Here is an 18073-nt window from a genome sequence, read left to right as displayed (position 1 = left end):
ATTGTTTCGATTCCTGCCTGGCCAATACACCGACTCCGCCGACTGGCTTGCCACGCCGCGTGCGCGACTGTTCCTGCAGTACGAGCGGCGGGTGTTGGCGCAGTTGTTGCCGAATCTGACCGGTTACCGCTGTGTGCAGATCGGCAGCTGGGGGCATGAACGTGCGACGCTGGCCAGCGCCGGCACATTGTGTCAGTGGCAGCTAGGCTTCGGATCGGCCTGTCGTGCCGATGTCGGCTTCGATGGCCGGCATCTGCCGCTGGCAAGCGGCAGCGTCGATGCACTGGTGCTCGCCCATGCGCTCGAACAGGTCGCCGAACCGCATGTGTTGTTGCGCGAATGTGCACGGGTACTCAACGCACGCGGCCAATTGGTGATCCTGGCATTCAATCCGTGGTCGCTGTGGGCGATGCGACAGCGTTTGCCCGCACGGCGCGCGCCGCGTTTTCAGCCGTGCTCGGCCCCGCCTAGCGCGTCTCGTCTCTACGACTGGTTGCGTCTGCTGGAATTCGAGCCCGAACGCCTGGTTCGCTATGGTCTCGGTTTCCCGTTCTTCGGTGGTTATCATCGCGTGGGCGAGGATCGACGCAGCGCGCGCTGTATCGCCTGGTGTGCGCAGTCTTATGCGCTGCTTGCGCGCCGTCAGGTTGCGCCGCGCACGCCGATTCGCAAACCGTTGCCGGGACAGCGCAAACGCGCGGCCGTCGGTTTGGCGCGCCAGGCCTCGCATCACGTAAGATGCCGCCGATGAGCGAACCTGTAGTGATCTATACGGACGGCGCCTGCCGCGGCAATCCCGGGCCGGGGGGCTGGGGCGCGCTGCTGCGCCACGGCGAAAATACCCGCGAGCTATGCGGCGGCGAAGCCAACACGACGAACAATCGAATGGAGTTGATGGCGGCCATCGAAGCGCTGAATGCGCTCAAGCGTGCTTGCCGTGTCGAGCTGCATACCGATTCCAATTATGTCCGCCAGGGCATTACCAGCTGGATGCACAACTGGAAGCGCAACGGCTGGAAAACGGCGGCCAAGAAACCGGTGAAGAACGACGATCTCTGGCGGGCGTTGGATGAAGCCACCCAGCGTCATGAGATCGAATGGCACTGGGTGAAAGGCCACAGTGGCGACCCAGGCAACGAAGCCGCTGATGCGCTGGCCAACCGCGGCATTGATGAGCTGAAACGTTAGAGCCCGTTTGCTCGCCCACGTAACTTGACCGAAAGCCTATGCGACAGATTGTTCTCGATACCGAAACCACCGGCCTGGAACCCGCCCAGGGCCATCGCATCATCGAAGTGGGCTGTGTTGAGCTCGCCAATCGCCGACTTACCGGCAACGATCTGCATCTGTATATCCATCCGGATCGCGAAATCGATCAGGGTGCGATCGATGTGCACGGCATCACCCTCGAATTTCTCGAGGACAAGCCGCGTTTTGCCGAGATTGCTCAGACGTTGGCCGAGTACCTCGAAGGCGCCGAACTGATCATCCACAACGCGCCATTCGATCTGGGCTTTCTCAATCACGAGTTCAAGGCGGTCAATCCGGCCCACGTGGCGCTCGAGTCGCGTCAGCCGGTGATCGATACGCTGGTCGAGGCGCGCCAGCTCTACCCGGGCCAGCGCAACAGTCTGGATGCGCTTTGCAAGCGCTTCGAGATCGACAACTCCAATCGTGAATTGCACGGTGCGCTGCTCGACGCGCAGCTTCTGGGCGATGTCTATCTATCGATGACCGGCGGGCAGATCGATATCGGTCTCGCCGCCGAAGACAGCGCCGAAAGCGGCGCCCTGGCTACCGCGGGTCTGGCCGAGCATCTTGCCCAGGCAGCAACCCGCCCGCGTGTGACCCGAGCCAGCGAAGACGAGCAGGCCGCCCATGCGCGCTATCTCGATATGCTGGCTAAAGCCAGCGGCGATCGTTGTCTATGGCGCAGCCTCGACGAAGCCTAGCCCACCTTCGCCAGCAGGCTACGCCGCGACCGGCAAGGCGGTGGCAACTCGATCAGTAGTAGAGCACGAGATAGACGACCAGTAACAACGCGACCCAGAGCGCCATCCAGCCGGTACTCCATGTCCGCGACATGACTCCGCGCGCGTCATAACGCAGGCGTAGTCGTCCCATGCCGCGGGCAGCAACGCTGTTCACGCCGCTGCCGAATTTGGTGACCACTGCGTGATACACGCGCTCGGCGACATAGCCGAAGCGTGGCAGCAGCATGCGATAGACCCAGTCGGTATCCAGATGCACGGCACGCTTGGGCAGCGGATAAAGCCCGGCCCGCCATGCCAGCCAGAACACCAGCGCCGAGAATGCCAGCAGCTGTAGCTGGCTGACGATATGACTGGCGGTATACGGGTTGTAGTCCACCGGGTACGGCAGGATCGAATACAGCAACGAGGGCATCAGCCCGAGCGCGATGCAGGCAACCGCAGTCAGGCCCATGGCGATCTGCATGTTGCGCGGCGCCTCGTCGCATTCAATCTGGTCGTTGGGGGCGAAGAAGGCGAAATACGGGATCTTGATACCCACGTACATCAGCGCCCCAGCCGACGCGGCGGTGAGCGTAATCCATGTGCCAGCCCAGTGTTCGTGCGCGACGGCTGCCAGAATCAACGACTTGCTCACGAACCCGGCCATCAACGGGAATGCGCTGATCGACGCCGCACCGATCACACAAAACGCCGCGGTCCACGGCATCTGGCGGGCCAGCCCGCCGAGTTCGGTCGCGCGGACATGACCGGTCTGACGCAGCACCGCGCCAATGGCCATGAACAGCAGCGCCTTGTAGAGAATATGGGTCACCGCGTGGGCGGCAGCGCCATTGATGGCGAGCTCGGTGCCAATGCCCACCGCCACGACCATGAAGCCGAGTTGCACGTTCAGGCTGTAGGACAAGACCCGGCGCAGGTCGTTGGCGAGCATGGCATAGACAATCGGAAAGATCGTCATCACCGCGCCGATGGGAATCAGCAGATCGGTGCCGGCATAGCCGCGCGCCAGCGCATAAATCGCCATTTTGGTCGTGAATGCCGACAGCACCACCGTGCCGGTTGCACTTGCGGACGGGTAGGCGTCCTGCAGCCAGTTATGCAACAGCGGGAACGCCGCCTTGATGCCGAACGCGAGCAGGATCAGCCAGCTGCCCGGTGCGTCCAGACCGAGATGACCGAAGGCCAGATCGCCGGTGGCATGAATATAGATCGCCGCGCCGCCCATCAGGAACATGCCGGAACCGATCTGTACCAGTAGGTACCGCCGCGCCACGATCATGGCGTCGCGCAGTCCGCGGATGACCAGCAACAGCGCCGAGGCAATCGCGGTGACTTCCCAGAACATGAACAGCGTGATCAGATCGCCGGCGAGTACGGCGCCCAGCGCCGAGCCGGCATAGATCAGCGCGGCCGCCGGCTCCAGGCGGCTGTGGGTATGCCACATGTACACGCCGGACAGGAAGGCGGCCACGTTGAAGATCACGCCGAAGGTGAAGGCGAGACCGTCGACGCGCAGCGGCGTGAGCGTGTAGTCGAGCAGTTCCATCGTGGTGGTCGTGCCCAGCGGAATCTGCCAGAGCCAGAGCAGGCTCGCGGCAGGCGCGCCCAGCAGTACGACCATACGCAGCCGGTAGGGCAGTAGGGGAATCACGCTGCCGGCGATAATCAGCAGCATCCCCGGGTTATTCAACCAGGCAGGGAGCATGTCAGGTGCGGTGCTCGTAGTAGTCTTCGCCGCGCATGATCAGGCGGCGCAGCAGGATGGCAGCCAGTACCAGCACTACGCCGGTCACGAACGCCAGCACGGCGTGGAATGCCGGCATTTCTGCAAAGCCGAACTCTGCGTGCGGATGAATGAACAGGCTGGGTACGAGGGTGAGCGCGCATACGACATAGAGCGCGCGCGCCCAGTGGGTACGTGCAGGAGTGCTTGGCCGGCGGTACTGCTGCGGGTTGCGTTCGATCAACATGGCGAATTCACCTCGTATTGCTACGGCGCCCACGGCGCAAGCAGTTTGAGAAACGGCAACGGATAGAAGAACCAGACGATGCAACCGGTCGCCGTGATCGATAGCGGAATCACGCAGGCCCAGGGTGCTTCATGCCAGTTCCGGGGTGTATCCGGGCGCGGGTTGTGAAAGAACGCCCGCGTTGGAATTTCCAGCAGATAGACGATATTGAGCAGCGAACTCAGCGCCAGCACCATGATGATAGCGGTATGGCCCGAATCGGCCGCGCCTTCCATGAGATACCACTTGCTCCAGATACCGCCCATGGGCGGAATACCGATCAGCGATACCGATGCGATGAAAAACGCCGTGAACGTGATCGGCATCGCATAGCCGAGCCCGTCCAGCTCGCTGACATATTTACGGTGGGTTGCGGTATAGATCGCGCCCGCGCAGAAGAACAGCGTGATCTTGGCAAAGGCGTGCATGGCGATATGCATGCCGCCGCCCAGAATGCCGAAGCTCGAGGCCATGGTCGCGCCGAGCACGATATACGAAAGCTGGCTGACCGTGGAATAGGCCAGACGCGCCTTGAGGTTATCCCGTGTCATCGCGATCAGTGACGCGCCGAGAACGGTGAAGGCGGCCACCCACATCATCAATTCGGAAGCCCCGGTATCGGCCAGGAACTGAACGCCGAATACGTACACCGAGAGCTTGAGTACGATGAATACACCGGCCTTGACCACGGCCACCGCGTGCAGCAGTGCCGATACCGGCGTGGGCGCGACCATCGCGGCCGGCAGCCAGCGATGAAACGGCATGAGCGCGGCTTTGCCGGTGCCGTACAGAAACAGCGCATAGAGTGCGCCGGCGCCCAGCACGCTGAGGCCCGCCTCGCCGAACAACCCGGCCTCGTCGAAGGTGATGCTGCCGGTGATCAGGTAGGTGATGATGATCGCGGGCAGAAAGAAGCCGATCGACGTGGTCAACAGGATGCCGAGATACACCCGGCCGCCGTTACGCGATTCGACATCACCGTGGTGGGTGACCAGCGGATAGGTCGACAGCGTGAGCATCTCGTAAAAGATGAACAGCGTCAGAAGGTTGCCGGAGAACGCAATCCCGATGGCCGCAGATATGGCCAGCGCGAAGCACACGAAGAAGCGGGTCTGGGCATGTTCTTCATTGCCGCGCATGTAGCCGGCGGCATAGATCGTGGTCACTGACCACAACCCGGATGCAACCAGGGCAAAAAGCAGCCCCAGTGGCTCAAGTGTGAATGTCAGCCCCACACCGGGCAGCACCTCGAACAGGGTCAGGGAGGGGCGCGCGCCCGCGGTGACCGGCTCGACGAAGAGCGCGATCCCTGCGAACAAGGCCACCGCCGTCGCCACGCTGATACTTTCCCGCAGATTCGGCCAGCGGCCGCACGCAGCCACCAGCAAGCTCATGAGCGCTGGGAACGCCACCAGCCAGCCTAGCCAATGCGCACTCATGAGCCGTCTCCCAGCACCGCACTGGCTGCCCGCTGAGCGGCCGCGATCAGCGGTGTCGCATACAGGCCAACCGCGATATTCGCGAGTACGAGAGTCCAGGTCGCGACCAGCATGAGCACGGGGGCTTCGCCTACGTCGGGCCGTCCTTCCGGTCGCTCACGGAAATACAGTACCTCCACGACACGTCCGATATAGATCAGTGCCATGAGTGAGCTCACGAGTATGGCCGCCGCAAGCCAGTAGTGGCCGGGGGCGATCACGGCTTCCAGTAGCACCCACTTGCTGATGAAGCCGCCGGTCGCCGGCACGCCGATCAACGACAACCCGGCGACGACGAATGCGGCCGAGGTGATCGGCATCTGGCGACCCAGCCCGGCGATATCGTTGAGCGAGATCGTACGCAGGCGCCAGAACATCGCCCCCACGGCCATGAACAGGGCACCCTTGATCAGGCCATGGTTGACCATGTGTACCACCGATGCCGATACGCCGGCGCTGCTGGCCAGCGCGAAGCCCATCACGATGTAACCGATCTGGGCGATGCTCGACCACGCCAGCAGACGCTTGACGTCGGTCTGAAAGATCGCGGCCATGGAGCCCGACAGCATCGCGGCGACAGACAAGACCAACAGCACCTCGCCCAGCGGCAGCCGGTCGAAGGCATAGGCGGCCCCGAATACGGTGAACAGGAAACGCATCAGCGCATAGACCGCGACCTTCGTGGCGGTGGCTGCGATGAACGCGCTCACGCTCGAGGGCGCATAGGTATAGGCGTTGGGCAGCCAGACGTGCACCGGGAATAGCGCGAATTTGAGACTGGTGCCAACCACAATGAAGGCGAGCCCTGCTTCGACGGTTCGCGTATCGGCAACCGCGGGCAGACGGCTGGCGATATCGGCCATGTTGAGGCTGCCGGTCATCATGTAGAGAAAACCGATACCAATCAGCAGAAAGGTGCCGCCGATGGTGCCCATGATCAGGTATTGAAACGCCGAAAGCAGCGCCCGACGCTTCGAGCCCATCGCGATCAGCGCATACGAGGACAGCGACGAAATCTCAAGGAATACGAACAGGTTGAATGCATCGCCGGTGACCGTGATGCCGGCCAGGCCACAGAAACACAGCAGCAGCGCGGCATAGAACAGATAGGCGCGCTCGCTGGCAATCTCGGCGGCGACGCTGGCCTTGGCATAGACGCTGCTGATCGCGGCGATGCCGGTAACCAGCAGCAGCACCACGGTATTGAGCGCGTCCAGGCGCAGCTCGATGCCGAACGGCGGCGACCAGCCGCCCATGGCGTAACTGATCGGCCCACCGATCTTGACCTGAACGAACAGCAGAAACGCCAGACCGAAACAGGCCCAGGTGGTGAGCAGATAGACGAACCACGAGGGCCCGCCACGGTGCAGCAGCACGCACAGGGGCGCAGCCAGCAGCGGCAGAACGATGACCAGGGCGGGCATCTGGGCGAAAAAGGCTTCGATCACGAGCGAGTCTCCCGATCGTCGTCTGCTTCGTCTTCTTCTTCACGGCCGTCGTCGTGGTCCTGCTGTGCGCTTTCGCGCTCCTGGCGTGCCTCGGCACGGGCCGTACGCTCGGCTTCTTCCTCGGTTTCTTCTTCCTGGGTCTCGAAGTCGGCCTCGAGCACGTCGTCTTCCTCGATACTGCCGTAGGCTTCGTTGATACGCACCACCAGCGCCAGGCCCAGCGCGGTGGTGGATACCCCGACCACGATCGCGGTCAGGATCAGCACATGGGGCAGCGGATGGGCATAGAGCGCGTCTTCGCTGCCCTCGCCGGACATGAGGATGGGCGCGGTCGAACCGCTGATCTTGCCCATGCTGATATAGAACACGAACACCGCGGTCTGGAACAGGTTCAGACCGATGAGCTTCTTGACCAGGTTGTCGTGCGAGATGACGGTGTAGAAACCGATCATCATCAGCACGATGACCACCCAGTAATTGAACAGGCCGAAGAAGTTATCGGCGATCGACGCCAGACTCATCGCGCGTCCCCGGGCGGTTGTTCGTCGTCGTTGCGGCGGCCGCGGCCGGCAAAGACGTAAAAGATCGATGTGATGACCGACACCACGGTCAGCCCGACGCCGAACTCGACCAGCAGCAGCCCGTAATGCTGGCCGTGGATCGCATCGTGGGCGAGATAGTCGTAGTCGAGAAAGTTGCCGCCCCGAAGCATGGCATAGACGCCGGTGCCGGCGAATATCAGCGCCCCGAGCGCGCCGGTGATGCGCAGCAGGTTGGGCGATACCGCCCGGCGTGCCTCGGCCAGACCGAAAATCAAGGCATACAGAATAATCGCGGCGGCGAACACCACGCCGGCCTGAAAGCCGCCGCCGGGACTGTAGTCGCCATGGAACTGGACATACAGCGCAAAGAGAATGATCGGGGCGATCAACAGCTTGGTGACCACCCGCAAGACGGTATGTTCACGCATCAGCGATTGCGCTCCGCAGACTTGTTCGGACGCCGCCAAGCCACGCCCAGCAACATGAGTACGCCGATGCCGGCCGTGAATACCACCACCACCTCGCCGAGCGTATCGTAGCCACGATAGCTGCCGAGTACTGCCGTGACGGTATTGGGTACGTCGATCTCATCGCTGACCGTTTTCAGGTAATGGTCCCGTAGCGGATGCTGTTGCACCGGTGTATCGGCGGCGCCGAAGTGCGGCATATCCAGGCTCGCGTAGATCAGAACGGCGCCGGTCAGGACCGTTACGCAAAGTCCGATCAGCGTGCGCGACCGGGGCACGGGCTTTTCACGAGCCCGAGTAAGCCCGAAGGTGGCCAGAAACAATACGGTGGTCACGCCGGCGCCGACGGCGGCTTCGGTAAGCGCGACATCGACGGCGTCGAGCAGCGTGAACAGGCTGGCCGAGAGCAGGCTGTACAGGCCGGTGAGCATGGCCACAGGGAACAGGTTGCGCAGCCGTGCGATCGCCAGGCCGACGATCGCCATGAAGCTCAGCAGAACAATGTTGAGCGCGATATCCGTGGTCACTTGGCAATCCTGTTGTCGGTGAACCGCGGCGACGAAGGCTTCGTCACGGGGTGCTGGCGTGGCGACGGCCTCATGCTACACCACCCCCCCGCGCCGTGCACGGATCGCAATCCGCAGGCCGGGGTAGCGGGCGTCGACAAACGCCCGGCCGTTGTCGGTCGGGGCGTGCATCAACGCTTATCGTGATCGACTTGCGGCTCGATCCCGTCTTCCAGCGCGGCGCGGGCCAGGGCATGGGTCGCGGTCGGGCTCGTGATCAGCAGAAAAAGCATCACGAATACCAGCTTCGCGGTTACGAGCGTGAGCCCCGCCTGCAGCATCAGGCCCGCAAGCATCAGGATCATGCCGCCGGTATCGGTGACCGATGCGGCATGCATACGGGTATAGAAATCGGGCATGCGCAGCATGCCGATACCGCCGATCACGCTCAACAGCGCGCCGCCGGCCAGCAGAATCCAGCTCGCGGTATCGATCAGAGCATTCATCGCAGAACCCGTCGAACGGTGCGATACGGATGACGGCCAGCCTTATACATCGGGCTTTTCCTTGCTGGCGGCTTCCCAGCCGAGATCGCCGTACTGCATGAACTTGAGCACCGTCACCGTGCCGATGAAATTGATCAGCGCGTAGATCAGGCCGAGATCGAGGAATTCCGGGCGGCCGTTTAGAAAACCCAACACAGCCACGAACAGCACGGTCTTCGTGCCGAACAGATTGATGGCCAGGATGCGGTCGTAGACCGTTGGCCCCAGCAGGGCGCGCACCAGGATCAGCAGCATGGTGACCACAACGGCGATAATGGCAACGAGAAACATCATTGGCTGGCCTCGCGGCGAGCGGGCGCGCCAAAGGGGCGTTCGAGCCGGCGTACACGCTGGTCCATGTCGCCGCCTTCCATATCCGTGGCGTTGTCTGCGGTTATTGCATGCACGATGGCGTCACCGCTTCGCAGCGCCACGGTCACCGTGCCGGGCGTCAGAGTGATCGAGTTGGCGAATACCGCCTGGCCGAGCTCGCTCGACTGATGGGCGCGCAGGCGCACGATCGTCGGCGAGATACGACGCCCGGGCAACACGATGCGCTTGGCGACATCCCAGTTGGATTTGGCGATTTCGCCGCCCAGCCAGAGCGCATACAGCGGCACCCGGGCAAGCAGATGCAGCGGCACGCTCTCGCGGTCGACGATGCCCATGCGATGGCATACATAGGCACAGAACAGCACCGAAAAGCCGCCCAGGCCAAGCACGATGGGCTTGTAAACGCCCGACAATAGGAGCCACAGGGTGGCAGCGCCGATGATCAGCCCGAGCAGATAGCGCACGCGGTCCCCGAAAGAAGTTGCTTGACTGAAGGCTACAAAGCGCCCGGGTTCCCGTCAATCGGAATCGGCGTCGGCCCGGCGTTCGGCCCGGGCCGCGAGCGTCTTGCGGCGGCGATGCGCGAAAAACGCGATAACGGCGCTGGCCACCAGCAGGCCGCCCGAAATCATCAGCTGTTTCGCGTCAATGAGTTGCTCGGGCGAGAACGTCTGCTGCGCGAGCAGGTCGGGCAGGTTGACGGTCGCGCCGAAGCTCACGAACGTGATCATGGGTGGCAGCATGCCGATGATGCTGGCCAGGAAGTAGGGCACCCAGGGCACGCGCAGCAGCCCACAGGCGTAGTTGACCAGGTCGAACGGCAAGAACGAGGCGCGCAGGACCACCGTGGTCGGGAAGGCCTGCTCGACGAGCAGCCGTCGGAACGCGGCGATGCGGGGGTTCTTGTGGTCCTGGGCGTGTTCTTCGCTGCGAAAGAAGCGGGCCATGAAGTAGGCGATGTTCGCGGATAGATTTTCGCCGATCAGTGCATAGACCAGTCCGGGCCCGAAGCCGAACAGGCTGCCGGCCGCGATGGTCAACCACATGGCCGGGAAAAAAGTCAGCGAACGCAGCCCGTAGATCACGATATAGGCCAGTGGTGCGAACGGATTGTCGACCACGTATTCGTAGACCAAACGCATGATCTCGCGAATCGACAACCCCTGCACATAGATCCACACCAGAGCGGCGACGAGCAGCGCGCCCCAGATAGCGCCTGCGATCAGCCGCGACCTGCGGCGCGACGATTGTTCACTCATGGCTTGCTCGCACTGGCGGTGATCACTCGGAAATAGGGTGGTTGCGGCTCGCGGGCGCGCTCGGCACAGTCATGTACGTGCAGGCCGGCTTTTTCGAGCCAATCGCTGAGCTGTGCCACCTCGAATCCGAGATTGACATGGTCATAGGCGGCCACCGTCGAGGCATGCTCGTGGCGCCCGATCGTGGCGAGCGTGAGCCGTCCGCCGGGGCGTAGTATCCGCGCGGCCTCGACCAACGCCGTCTGCGGCGTCTCGCTATAGCTGAGCGCATGCAAAAGAAACGCCTGATCGAAGCTCGCATCGTCGAACGGCAAGGCGTGCATATCGCCGATTCGAAAGCCGACGTTGGCCTGCTTGCCCAGGCGCGTACGTGCGGCGTCGATTACGGCGGCACTGCGATCGACGCAGGTCACGTGCCGGGCACGGCGGCACAGCAGCTCTGCCAGCACGCCATCGCCCGAGGCGATATCGAGCACGTCGCCAAGGTCGAGCAGTTCGATAAGTGCCCGGCTCATGGCCTCCCAGGTGCGCCCAGGCGAATACTGGCGCTCCATGCTACCCGCGACCGATTCCACCCAGCTGCTGCGCGCGCTGCGCTGGCGCACGATCGCCGCGGCGTGTTCGCGATCGCGGTGGATAACCGAATCGTCCAGCGTATCGAGCAGCGCGCCCCACAACGGGCGCATGTCGTGACGCCAGCGTTTGACGTCGACGCTGTAGAAACGCGCGTTCGCCACGGCGCGGTCCTGGACCAGTTCGGCTTCGCGTAGACGCGCCAGGTGGCTCGATACCCGGCTCTGAGTGAGCTGGGTCACATTCGTGAGTTCGGCCACCGTCATGGGCTGGTCGATAAGCAACAGCAACAGCCGCAGCCGTGTTGGCTCGGCCAGCAGGCGCAATAGCTGTGTGCTGTCGGCAAGATCGAGCATTGGCAACGAACCGGAGATAGAAGCGGTATCACGGCTACCCGCTACGGGGCCCGACGATCAAGGCCAATAGCGCAGCGCCAATAAAAAAAGGCCGCCCGTAAAGAGCGGCCCGGCGGGCGACAGGATACCCGATTCAGCTGGAGGTCGAGTTGTTACTGCTGCTGCTATCGTTATTGGAGTCCGACGAAGAGGCCGAACTGTTCGGCGTGCTCGACGCTGCCGTATTCGAATTCGAAGAACTAGAACTCGAAGCGCTGCCCCGTTTGGCTGCAGTCGATCCGCTGCTGCGTTTGCGAGTCGTCGTCGATTTCTTCGTGCCGGTCTTTGCCGTCGTGCCACCGCTTTTGCGGGTTGCGGTGGTCTTTTTCGCAGTCGATGACTTTGCTGACGCGGCGCGCTTGCTCGTTGTGGATTTGGCTTTCGTCGCGCCGGTGCCGGATTTACCGCTGCTGGACTTAGACGACGCGGTACGTTTCTTGGCGGTGCTTTTCGTCTTGGCCGGCGCTGCACTTTCAGCCTTGGCTGCGGCATCGCTGGCCGCGGACTCAGCCTTCGAGGCGGTCGTGCTGGCCTTGGCCTTGGCGGCGCTCGCGGTCTGGTTGGTCTTGCGCTTGGCCTGCGTCTTGCGCTTTTTGGCCTGGGTTGCCTGCGTCTTGGCTTCGGCCTTGGTTTGCACCGCAGCGTCCTGGGTAAGCTGTTCGCTGCCTTCCAGGTTGCGGCGAATTTCTTCGTTGATCTTCGAGCGCGTGCTGTCGAGGATCGCCATGCTCTCGCGCGCGTTATTCATGATCCGGTCAATAGTGTCCTGAATCAGCTGCAGCTGAGCGACGGCAAGCTCGCGCGGCGCGCCCCCCTTGCGCAGGGTCTTGAGGCTTGCGATTGCCTGTTCGTAGTGGGTCTTCAAAGCCGCGAGTTCGTGCTCGGCGAGTTGTTCGATTCCGTCGTAGACCGCGCGATTGGCCGACGTGAATGCACCGGTGTAGTTCTTGCGCAGCTTCTCTACATCTTTGCGCAATTTGCTGATGCGGTTATCGGATTTCGCCATGACCTGGATTCGCCTTGCGTTAAAAGGAAAACGTAGATAAGCACGCGCCGTGCGAGCTGTCAAAACACTGCGCAGTGTTACAGAACTCGCAGGGCATGCTTGCGCGGTTCGCGCATGCGCAGGCGCTTTGCCGATTGTGGCGTTATCGACAGTACGCTACCGTATCGGCCCGAGTTCCAGACCCCGGCCGCAGACTGCGACCGGGTCAATGTTCATCTTCAATGGAGTCAGCATCCATGCTTTATGAGGGATCAAAACTGTCGGTCGAAGTGACCGACGGGATCGCCGTGCTGTGTTTCGATGCGCGCGAAGAATCGGTCAACAAATTCGACCAGGCCACCATCAACGATCTCAACGAGGCCGCGAAGGCGCTGGCCCATGCTGATGATGTAAAAGGCCTGCTGGTCAAATCCGCCAAGCCGGCGTTCATTGTCGGTGCCGACATCATGGAGTTCGGCGAGCGCTTCAAGGCGTCCGACGGCGAAATGCGCGAGTGGATGGCCGACGCCAACCGTATGTTCTCCACCATCGAGGATCTGGACTTCCCGAGTGTCACGGCCATCAACGGCATGGCGCTCGGCGGCGGTCTGGAAATGTGCCTGTCGACGGATTACCGCGTGATGGGCGCCAAGGCGCAGATCGGCTTCCCGGAAACAAAGCTCGGCATTTATCCCGGCTTCGGCGGTACGGTACGCACCCCGCGTCTGATTGGCGCCGATAACGCAATCGAATGGATCGCCGACGGCAATCCGCGCCGTGCCGACAAGGCCTTCAAAGCCGGCATGGTCGACGCCGTGGTCGCCGAGGACGAACTCGAAGCCGCTGCCCGTGATCTGCTCGATCGCGCCATTGCAGGCGAGTTCGACTGGAAGGCGCGCAAGGCCGAAAAGAAAGCCCCGCTCAAGCTCAACAAGACCGAAGCCGCAATGACGTTCCAGACGTCCAAAGGCTATGTGCTTGGTCAGACCAAGGGCATGTACCCGGCGCCCATCGAGGCGATCGATCGCATGGCCAAGGCAGCCGGCATGGATCGTGACGGCGCCATCAAGGAAGAGACCGAGGGTTTCATCAAGCTGGCCAAGACCACTGAAGCCGCCGCGCTGATTCAGCTGTTCCTCAACGATCAGCTGATCAAGAAGAAAGGCAAGAAGTACGGCAAGATCGCACACACCATCGAGCAGGCCGCTGTGCTCGGCGCCGGCATCATGGGCGGCGGTATCGCCTACCAGAGCGCCTACAAAGGCGTGCCGATCCTGATGAAGGACATCAAGGAAGAGGCCATCGCTCAGGGCCTCGAAGAGGCAGCCAAGCACTTCTCCAAGGGCGTCGAGCGCGGCAAGATGGATACCGCGAAGATGGCCGAGGGCATGTCGCGTATTCGCCCAACCCTGACCTACGGCGACTTCGGCACTGTCGACGCGGTGATCGAAGCCGTGGTCGAGAACCCGAAGGTTAAGAAGAGCGTTCTTGCCGAGACGGAAGAAAAAGTCTCGGAAAAAACGATACTTGCATCGAATACTTCAAGTATTTCTATCGATACGCTCGCTGCCGATCTCAAGCGTCCCGAGAACTTCCTCGGCATGCATTTCTTCAACCCCGTGCACAAGATGCCGCTGGTTGAAGTGATCAAGGGCGAGAAGAGCTCGGAAGAGGCGGTCGCTACGATCGTCGACTACGCGCATCGCCTGGGCAAGACCCCGATCGTGGTCAACGACTGCCCCGGCTTTCTGGTCAACCGTATTCTGTTTCCCTACTTCTTCGGCTTCCAGCAGCTGATCACCGACGGCGCCGACTTCGCCAAGATCGACAATGTCATGGAGAAGTTCGGCTGGCCCATGGGTCCGGCGTATCTCTCCGACGTGGTCGGCATGGACACCTCGCAGCACGTCGAGGAAGTACTGGCCGAAGGCTATCCGGATCGCATGGCGCAGGACGGCACCTCGTCGCTCGACGTCATGGTCGAAAATGGCCGCCTGGGTCAGAAGAGTGGCGCGGGCTACTACAAGTACGAGAAAGACAAGAAGGGCCGTCCCAAGAAGACACTTGACGACAAGGCCTACGAGCTGGTCGCCAGCGTGCAGAAGGACGGCCAGAAGGATTTCGAGGCCGATGAAATCGTCGACCGCATGATGGTCCCCTTGATCATCGAAGCGGCGCGTGCGCTCGAAGAGGGCATCGCCGAAACCCCGAACGAGGTCGATATGGGCCTGATCATGGGGCTGGGCTTCCCGCCGTTCCGTGGCGGCGCGCTCAAGTATGCCGATGCGCAGGGCTTGAAGACGTTCTGTGAGAAAGCCGACAAGTACAGCCACCTCGGCAAGCTCTATGAGCCGACCGAGCGCATGCGTGAAATGGCCGCCAACGGCGAAACGTACTTCGGACAGTAAGGCGTTCGGCTCAACCAGTTTCGAGAGAAAATCATGCAAGACATTGCCAAACAAGACATTGTGATAGTTGATGCGGTACGTACCGCAATGGGCCGCTCCAAGGGCGGCATGTTCCGCAATACCCGCGCTGAAGAGCTATCGGCCGCGCTGATGAAAGCGCTGCTCGAGCGTAACTCGGCCATCGATCCGGAAACCGTCGAAGACGTGATCTGGGGTTGTGTCCAGCAGACCAAGGAACAGGGGCTCAACATCGGTCGTAACGCCGCACTGCTGGCCGGACTTCCGCATGCGGTGGCCGGGCAGACCGTCAACCGGCTGTGCGGGTCCTCCATGCAGTCGATTCACACCGCCGTGGGCCAGATCGCGGCGGGCATCGACGGGATCTTCATCTGCGGCGGCGTGGAGCATATGGGCCACGTGCCCATGGACTACAACGTGGATATCGCCCCGCAGCTGTCCAAATACGTGGCCAAGCCGGCCGCGATGATGGGGCTGACCGCCGAAATGCTGGCCAACATCCACAGTATCGACCGTGAAGCCCAGGACACGTTTGCGCTGAACTCGCATCAGCGTGCCCATCGGGCGAACGTGAACGGTGAATTCGACGACGAAATCGTGCCGGTTAAGGGCTATGACGCCGACGGTCATATGTTCATGGCGAAGCGCGACGAAGTCGTGCGTGCCGATGCAAGCATGGAAGGCCTGGGTTCGCTGCGCCCGGCGTTCAACCCGCGTGGCGGCACGGTCACGGCTGGCAACTCGTCAGCCATTTCCGACGGCGCCGCTGCCGTGCTCGTCATGTCGGCAGGCAAGGCGCAGGAACTCGGCCTGAAGCCCATGGCGCGAATTCGCGGCATGGCCGTGGCGGGCTGCGACCCGTCTGTGATGGGCCGCGGCCCCGTGCCGGCGAGCAAGAAAGCACTCGAACGGGCAGGCGTAAGTCTTTCCGATATCGACTATTTCGAGCTCAACGAAGCCTTCGCGGCGCAAAGCCTCGCCGTGCTCAAGGAACTCGGCATCGAAGATCGCCAGGATGTGATCAACATCCGTGGCGGTGCGATTGCCCTGGGTCATCCGCTCGGGACGTCGGGTGCACGTATCACCGGCGCGTTGGCACATATCCTCGAAGACAAGGATGCCACGATGGGTTTGGCGACCATGTGTATCGGCATGGGTCAGGGCATCGCGACAGTCATCGAGCGCGTGAACTAGCGTTCGGGCTTCATCGCGTCCGTAACGAGAGCCGGTGGGTGACACCGGCTCTTTTTTTTTTGCCTGACAGCGCTGCACCGCACGGTTAATATCGCGACATGATCATATCTTCGCTTCGTTCGTTCAGTCTGTTGTATCTGTTTGCCGCGATGGTCGCGACCTCGGCCTTGGCACAGGAAACACCGCCCACCCCGGCTGTCGCTGCACCGGCGACTGCGCGCATGGTGGCCAGCGAACGCCAGGATTTCGCGACCTATCCGCTGATCGTCGATCGCATCGCGCAGCGTGGCGGTATCAACGGCAACATCTCCGCAACACGGACGGTAGAAGGCGCGTTGACGCGTATCACCTATGAGTTGGCCGACAACGCACAGATCGATGAAGCCGCGACCGAATATGCTCAGCGCCTGGGCAGAGCCGGTTTCGATATCGTGTACGAGTGCGAGGCGAGCGACTGCGGCCCCACGTTCGTGCGTGCATCGCCCGGCTATCGGCTCGACGCCGAGCGTTTTCGTACCAGCGACGACAACCAGCGCTACCTTGCTGCCCGCAAGGCCGATAGCGGCGGCGATATCTATGTCGGCGTGCAGATTGCAGCAGGACGTACCGGCGTGGCCGTCCAGGTCGACACGCTCCGGGTGAAACCGCGCGAAATCGGTGCGATTTCGGTCAATGCGGCACAGATGGCCAACGACCTGGATACCCAGGGCCGTGTCGCGCTCTACGGCATCTTCTTCAATACCGATAGCACCGAGGTTAAACCCGAGTCGCGGCCCACGTTGTCGGAGATCGCGAAACTCATGGCGGAGCGCCCGAGTCTCAAGCTGCTGGTGGTCGGTCATACCGACAGCCGCGGCACATTCGACTACAACATCGATCTGTCGCAGCGGCGCGCGGAGGCCGTGGTTGGTGCGCTGGCCACGCGTTACGGCGTACAGCGCAACCGGCTCAAGCCGTGGGGTGTGGGCTACGCGGTGCCGCGCGCCAGCAATAACAGCGATGTCGGCAAGTCCCAGAATCGCCGTGTCGAGCTGGTCGTCTGGTAACGCGACAGCCTTCAGGCCTCAGCGCAGAGAAAAGACCACAGGAACCACCAGTTCGAGCCGGTTGCGGCGCATGGATGTGGGCATGCGCGGCAACGGTTCGGCGCGGGTGAGCATCTGCTCGGCGGCGCGGTCGAGCATTTCCGAGCCGGAACTCTGCGTGATACGACGGCTCACGATACGACCGTTCTGATCGACGACGATATACAGCCGCACGGTGCCTTCTGTTTCGGCTTGTCGCGCTGCCGCGGGGTATTCCTTGTGCCGCGAGAGCCAGGCGCGCAGGCGCACGATGTAGTCCTCGGTCGACTCATCGCTGCTGCCGTAGGCGCCGTTGGCATCGCTATCGATCTCGCGGGTTTCGGCGGTCGCGATTTCCGGCGCCTGTGCGGTCACCTGCTCGGTCGGTTCGACGGCGTCGATGGCGTTGATCGGGGCCACCGCGACCGCGTTGGCTGGCTCGGCGGCGGGGGCGACGACCGGTGCGGCCTCGATCGCTTCGGCGGCCGCGTTCGGCTCGCCGGTACTGGACGATGCCGGGCTTTCGGCCGGATCCGGACCGATATTGGCCACTGCTTCAGCCGCTTCTGGCGGCGCCGCGGCGCTCGCGTCGGGTGCGTTGGTTTCGGTGGCGGGCGGCGCGCTGGCGGCGGCCACCTCGGGCGTGGGCGCATCGATCGGGGCTTGCGCAGCCATGGCTTCCGGCGGTGGGCCGGGATTGAGCTGGTCGAGCGAGACCATCACGCCTTGTGGCGAATCGGGCGCCTCGTTGCGGTTGAAGCCACCGATCAGGAATGCCACCAGTAAGACAATATGCACGCCGACCGCAATTGCGAGCGCGAACAGCCATTGGGTATTGGAAATCTGCATCGCGGC

The 18073-nt window shown here is 62.4% G+C and carries 20 protein-coding genes; 6 read left to right on the top strand and 14 right to left on the bottom strand.

The genetic code is table 11. The features are described 5' to 3' along the window. Window position 1 precedes the first annotated feature (1 nt). Genes SSPSH_RS07535 through dnaQ form a run of 3 tightly spaced genes read left to right on the top strand, consistent with a single transcriptional unit; the run spans window position 2 to window position 1952 of the window. Window positions 2-751, top strand: coding sequence for a class I SAM-dependent methyltransferase (locus SSPSH_RS07535; RefSeq protein WP_006915481.1), 750 nt, complete (start codon window positions 2-4; stop codon window positions 749-751). Beyond that, window positions 748-1188 (top strand): ribonuclease HI, encoded by a 441-nt coding sequence (gene rnhA / locus SSPSH_RS07530; RefSeq protein WP_006915482.1) that lies wholly within the window; start codon window positions 748-750, stop codon window positions 1186-1188. The genes SSPSH_RS07535 and rnhA overlap by 4 nt, the downstream gene beginning before the upstream one ends. A gap of 38 nt (window positions 1189-1226) precedes the next feature. After that, the gene (gene dnaQ / locus SSPSH_RS07525; RefSeq protein WP_006915483.1) at window positions 1227-1952 is read left to right on the top strand and encodes a DNA polymerase III subunit epsilon; all 726 of its coding nucleotides are present in this window, start codon (window positions 1227-1229) and stop codon (window positions 1950-1952) included. A gap of 52 nt (window positions 1953-2004) precedes the next feature. Here the strand turns inward: dnaQ and SSPSH_RS07520 are convergent, their stop codons facing one another. From SSPSH_RS07520 to SSPSH_RS07460, 13 genes are all read right to left on the bottom strand, one after another. Continuing rightward, complete coding sequence (locus SSPSH_RS07520; protein ID WP_021031564.1) at window positions 2005-3699, bottom strand: Na(+)/H(+) antiporter subunit D; 1695 nt, start codon at window positions 3697-3699, stop codon at window positions 2005-2007. Window position 3700: 1 nt separating this feature from the next. Next, window positions 3701-3964 (bottom strand): hypothetical protein, encoded by a 264-nt coding sequence (locus tag SSPSH_RS07515; RefSeq protein ID WP_006915485.1) that lies wholly within the window; start codon window positions 3962-3964, stop codon window positions 3701-3703. A 20-nt stretch (window positions 3965-3984) separates the two neighbouring features. Next, window positions 3985-5442: a monovalent cation/H+ antiporter subunit D family protein gene (locus tag SSPSH_RS07510; RefSeq protein ID WP_006915486.1), complete on the bottom strand. Its 1458-nt coding sequence runs from the start codon at window positions 5440-5442 to the stop codon at window positions 3985-3987. Further along, window positions 5439-6929, bottom strand: coding sequence for a monovalent cation/H+ antiporter subunit D family protein (locus SSPSH_RS07505; protein ID WP_006915487.1), 1491 nt, complete (start codon window positions 6927-6929; stop codon window positions 5439-5441). Before SSPSH_RS07505 ends, SSPSH_RS07510 begins: the two co-directional genes overlap by 4 nt. After that, window positions 6926-7450, bottom strand: coding sequence for a cation:proton antiporter subunit C (locus SSPSH_RS07500; RefSeq protein ID WP_006915488.1), 525 nt, complete (start codon window positions 7448-7450; stop codon window positions 6926-6928). Before SSPSH_RS07500 ends, SSPSH_RS07505 begins: the two co-directional genes overlap by 4 nt. Continuing rightward, window positions 7447-7899 (bottom strand): Na(+)/H(+) antiporter subunit B, encoded by a 453-nt coding sequence (locus tag SSPSH_RS07495; protein ID WP_006915489.1) that lies wholly within the window; start codon window positions 7897-7899, stop codon window positions 7447-7449. Before SSPSH_RS07495 ends, SSPSH_RS07500 begins: the two co-directional genes overlap by 4 nt. Then, window positions 7899-8465: a DUF4040 domain-containing protein gene (locus tag SSPSH_RS07490; RefSeq protein WP_006915490.1), complete on the bottom strand. Its 567-nt coding sequence runs from the start codon at window positions 8463-8465 to the stop codon at window positions 7899-7901. The genes SSPSH_RS07495 and SSPSH_RS07490 overlap by 1 nt, the downstream gene beginning before the upstream one ends. A gap of 170 nt (window positions 8466-8635) precedes the next feature. Continuing rightward, window positions 8636-8950, bottom strand: a complete 315-nt coding sequence (mnhG, locus tag SSPSH_RS07485; RefSeq protein WP_006915491.1) for a monovalent cation/H(+) antiporter subunit G — start codon at window positions 8948-8950, stop codon at window positions 8636-8638. A gap of 42 nt (window positions 8951-8992) precedes the next feature. Next, window positions 8993-9283, bottom strand: a complete 291-nt coding sequence (locus SSPSH_RS07480) for an MrpF/PhaF family protein (protein ID WP_006915492.1) — start codon at window positions 9281-9283, stop codon at window positions 8993-8995. Beyond that, window positions 9280-9786 carry a Na+/H+ antiporter subunit E gene (locus SSPSH_RS07475; RefSeq protein WP_006915493.1) on the bottom strand — a complete coding sequence of 169 codons (507 nt, stop codon included), beginning with the start codon at window positions 9784-9786 and terminating at the stop codon, window positions 9280-9282. The genes SSPSH_RS07480 and SSPSH_RS07475 overlap by 4 nt, the downstream gene beginning before the upstream one ends. 54 nt (window positions 9787-9840) lie before the next feature. Next, on the bottom strand, window positions 9841-10581 hold the full coding sequence (locus SSPSH_RS07470) for a TVP38/TMEM64 family protein (protein WP_006915494.1): 741 nt from the start codon (window positions 10579-10581) through the stop codon (window positions 9841-9843). Continuing rightward, entirely contained in the window at window positions 10578-11510 is a 933-nt protein-coding gene (locus SSPSH_RS07465) for an ArsR family transcriptional regulator (protein ID WP_006915495.1), read from the bottom strand. Before SSPSH_RS07465 ends, SSPSH_RS07470 begins: the two co-directional genes overlap by 4 nt. A gap of 133 nt (window positions 11511-11643) precedes the next feature. Further along, complete coding sequence (locus SSPSH_RS07460; RefSeq protein WP_006915496.1) at window positions 11644-12555, bottom strand: phasin family protein; 912 nt, start codon at window positions 12553-12555, stop codon at window positions 11644-11646. A 236-nt stretch (window positions 12556-12791) separates the two neighbouring features. Here SSPSH_RS07460 and fadB point away from each other — a divergent pair, with 236 nt between their 5' ends. The 3 genes from fadB to SSPSH_RS07445 all read left to right on the top strand — a co-directional run bounded on the left by fadB (window position 12792) and on the right by SSPSH_RS07445 (window position 17200). Then, on the top strand, window positions 12792-14942 hold the full coding sequence (gene fadB / locus SSPSH_RS07455; RefSeq protein ID WP_006915497.1) for a fatty acid oxidation complex subunit alpha FadB: 2151 nt from the start codon (window positions 12792-12794) through the stop codon (window positions 14940-14942). A gap of 33 nt (window positions 14943-14975) precedes the next feature. After that, on the top strand, window positions 14976-16154 hold the full coding sequence (gene fadA / locus SSPSH_RS07450) for an acetyl-CoA C-acyltransferase FadA (protein WP_006915498.1): 1179 nt from the start codon (window positions 14976-14978) through the stop codon (window positions 16152-16154). Between the two features lie 98 nt (window positions 16155-16252). After that, window positions 16253-17200, top strand: a complete 948-nt coding sequence (locus tag SSPSH_RS07445) for an OmpA family protein (RefSeq protein ID WP_006915499.1) — start codon at window positions 16253-16255, stop codon at window positions 17198-17200. An 18-nt stretch (window positions 17201-17218) separates the two neighbouring features. On the opposite strand, the gene SSPSH_RS07440 is transcribed toward SSPSH_RS07445, so the two are convergent. Next, window positions 17219-18067 (bottom strand): energy transducer TonB, encoded by an 849-nt coding sequence (locus tag SSPSH_RS07440; protein WP_006915500.1) that lies wholly within the window; start codon window positions 18065-18067, stop codon window positions 17219-17221. Window positions 18068-18073 lie beyond the last annotated feature (6 nt).

It is taken from the genome of Salinisphaera shabanensis E1L3A (assembly GCF_000215955.2).
Lineage (GTDB): Bacteria > Pseudomonadota > Gammaproteobacteria > Nevskiales > Salinisphaeraceae > Salinisphaera > Salinisphaera shabanensis.
Note: the sequence above shows the minus strand (reverse complement) of the source record. Positions and strands in the feature narration are given on the sequence as shown.

Coding starts and splice junctions, on each gene's coding strand:
- fadB (WP_006915497.1), top strand. CDS start 12,792: ATGCTTTATGAGGGATCAAAACTGTCGGTCGAAGTGACCGACGGGATC.
- SSPSH_RS07500 (WP_006915488.1), bottom strand. CDS start 7,450: ATGAGTCTGGCGTCGATCGCCGATAACTTCTTCGGCCTGTTCAATTAC.
- SSPSH_RS07445 (WP_006915499.1), top strand. CDS start 16,253: ATGATCATATCTTCGCTTCGTTCGTTCAGTCTGTTGTATCTGTTTGCC.
- SSPSH_RS07510 (WP_006915486.1), bottom strand. CDS start 5,442: ATGAGTGCGCATTGGCTAGGCTGGCTGGTGGCGTTCCCAGCGCTCATG.
- SSPSH_RS07465 (WP_006915495.1), bottom strand. CDS start 11,510: ATGCTCGATCTTGCCGACAGCACACAGCTATTGCGCCTGCTGGCCGAG.
- dnaQ (WP_006915483.1), top strand. CDS start 1,227: ATGCGACAGATTGTTCTCGATACCGAAACCACCGGCCTGGAACCCGCC.
- fadA (WP_006915498.1), top strand. CDS start 14,976: ATGCAAGACATTGCCAAACAAGACATTGTGATAGTTGATGCGGTACGT.
- SSPSH_RS07515 (WP_006915485.1), bottom strand. CDS start 3,964: ATGTTGATCGAACGCAACCCGCAGCAGTACCGCCGGCCAAGCACTCCT.
- SSPSH_RS07470 (WP_006915494.1), bottom strand. CDS start 10,581: ATGAGTGAACAATCGTCGCGCCGCAGGTCGCGGCTGATCGCAGGCGCT.
- SSPSH_RS07480 (WP_006915492.1), bottom strand. CDS start 9,283: ATGATGTTTCTCGTTGCCATTATCGCCGTTGTGGTCACCATGCTGCTG.
- SSPSH_RS07440 (WP_006915500.1), bottom strand. CDS start 18,067: ATGCAGATTTCCAATACCCAATGGCTGTTCGCGCTCGCAATTGCGGTC.
- mnhG (WP_006915491.1), bottom strand. CDS start 8,950: ATGAATGCTCTGATCGATACCGCGAGCTGGATTCTGCTGGCCGGCGGC.
- SSPSH_RS07495 (WP_006915489.1), bottom strand. CDS start 7,899: ATGCGTGAACATACCGTCTTGCGGGTGGTCACCAAGCTGTTGATCGCC.
- SSPSH_RS07460 (WP_006915496.1), bottom strand. CDS start 12,555: ATGGCGAAATCCGATAACCGCATCAGCAAATTGCGCAAAGATGTAGAG.
- rnhA (WP_006915482.1), top strand. CDS start 748: ATGAGCGAACCTGTAGTGATCTATACGGACGGCGCCTGCCGCGGCAAT.
- SSPSH_RS07520 (WP_021031564.1), bottom strand. CDS start 3,699: ATGCTCCCTGCCTGGTTGAATAACCCGGGGATGCTGCTGATTATCGCC.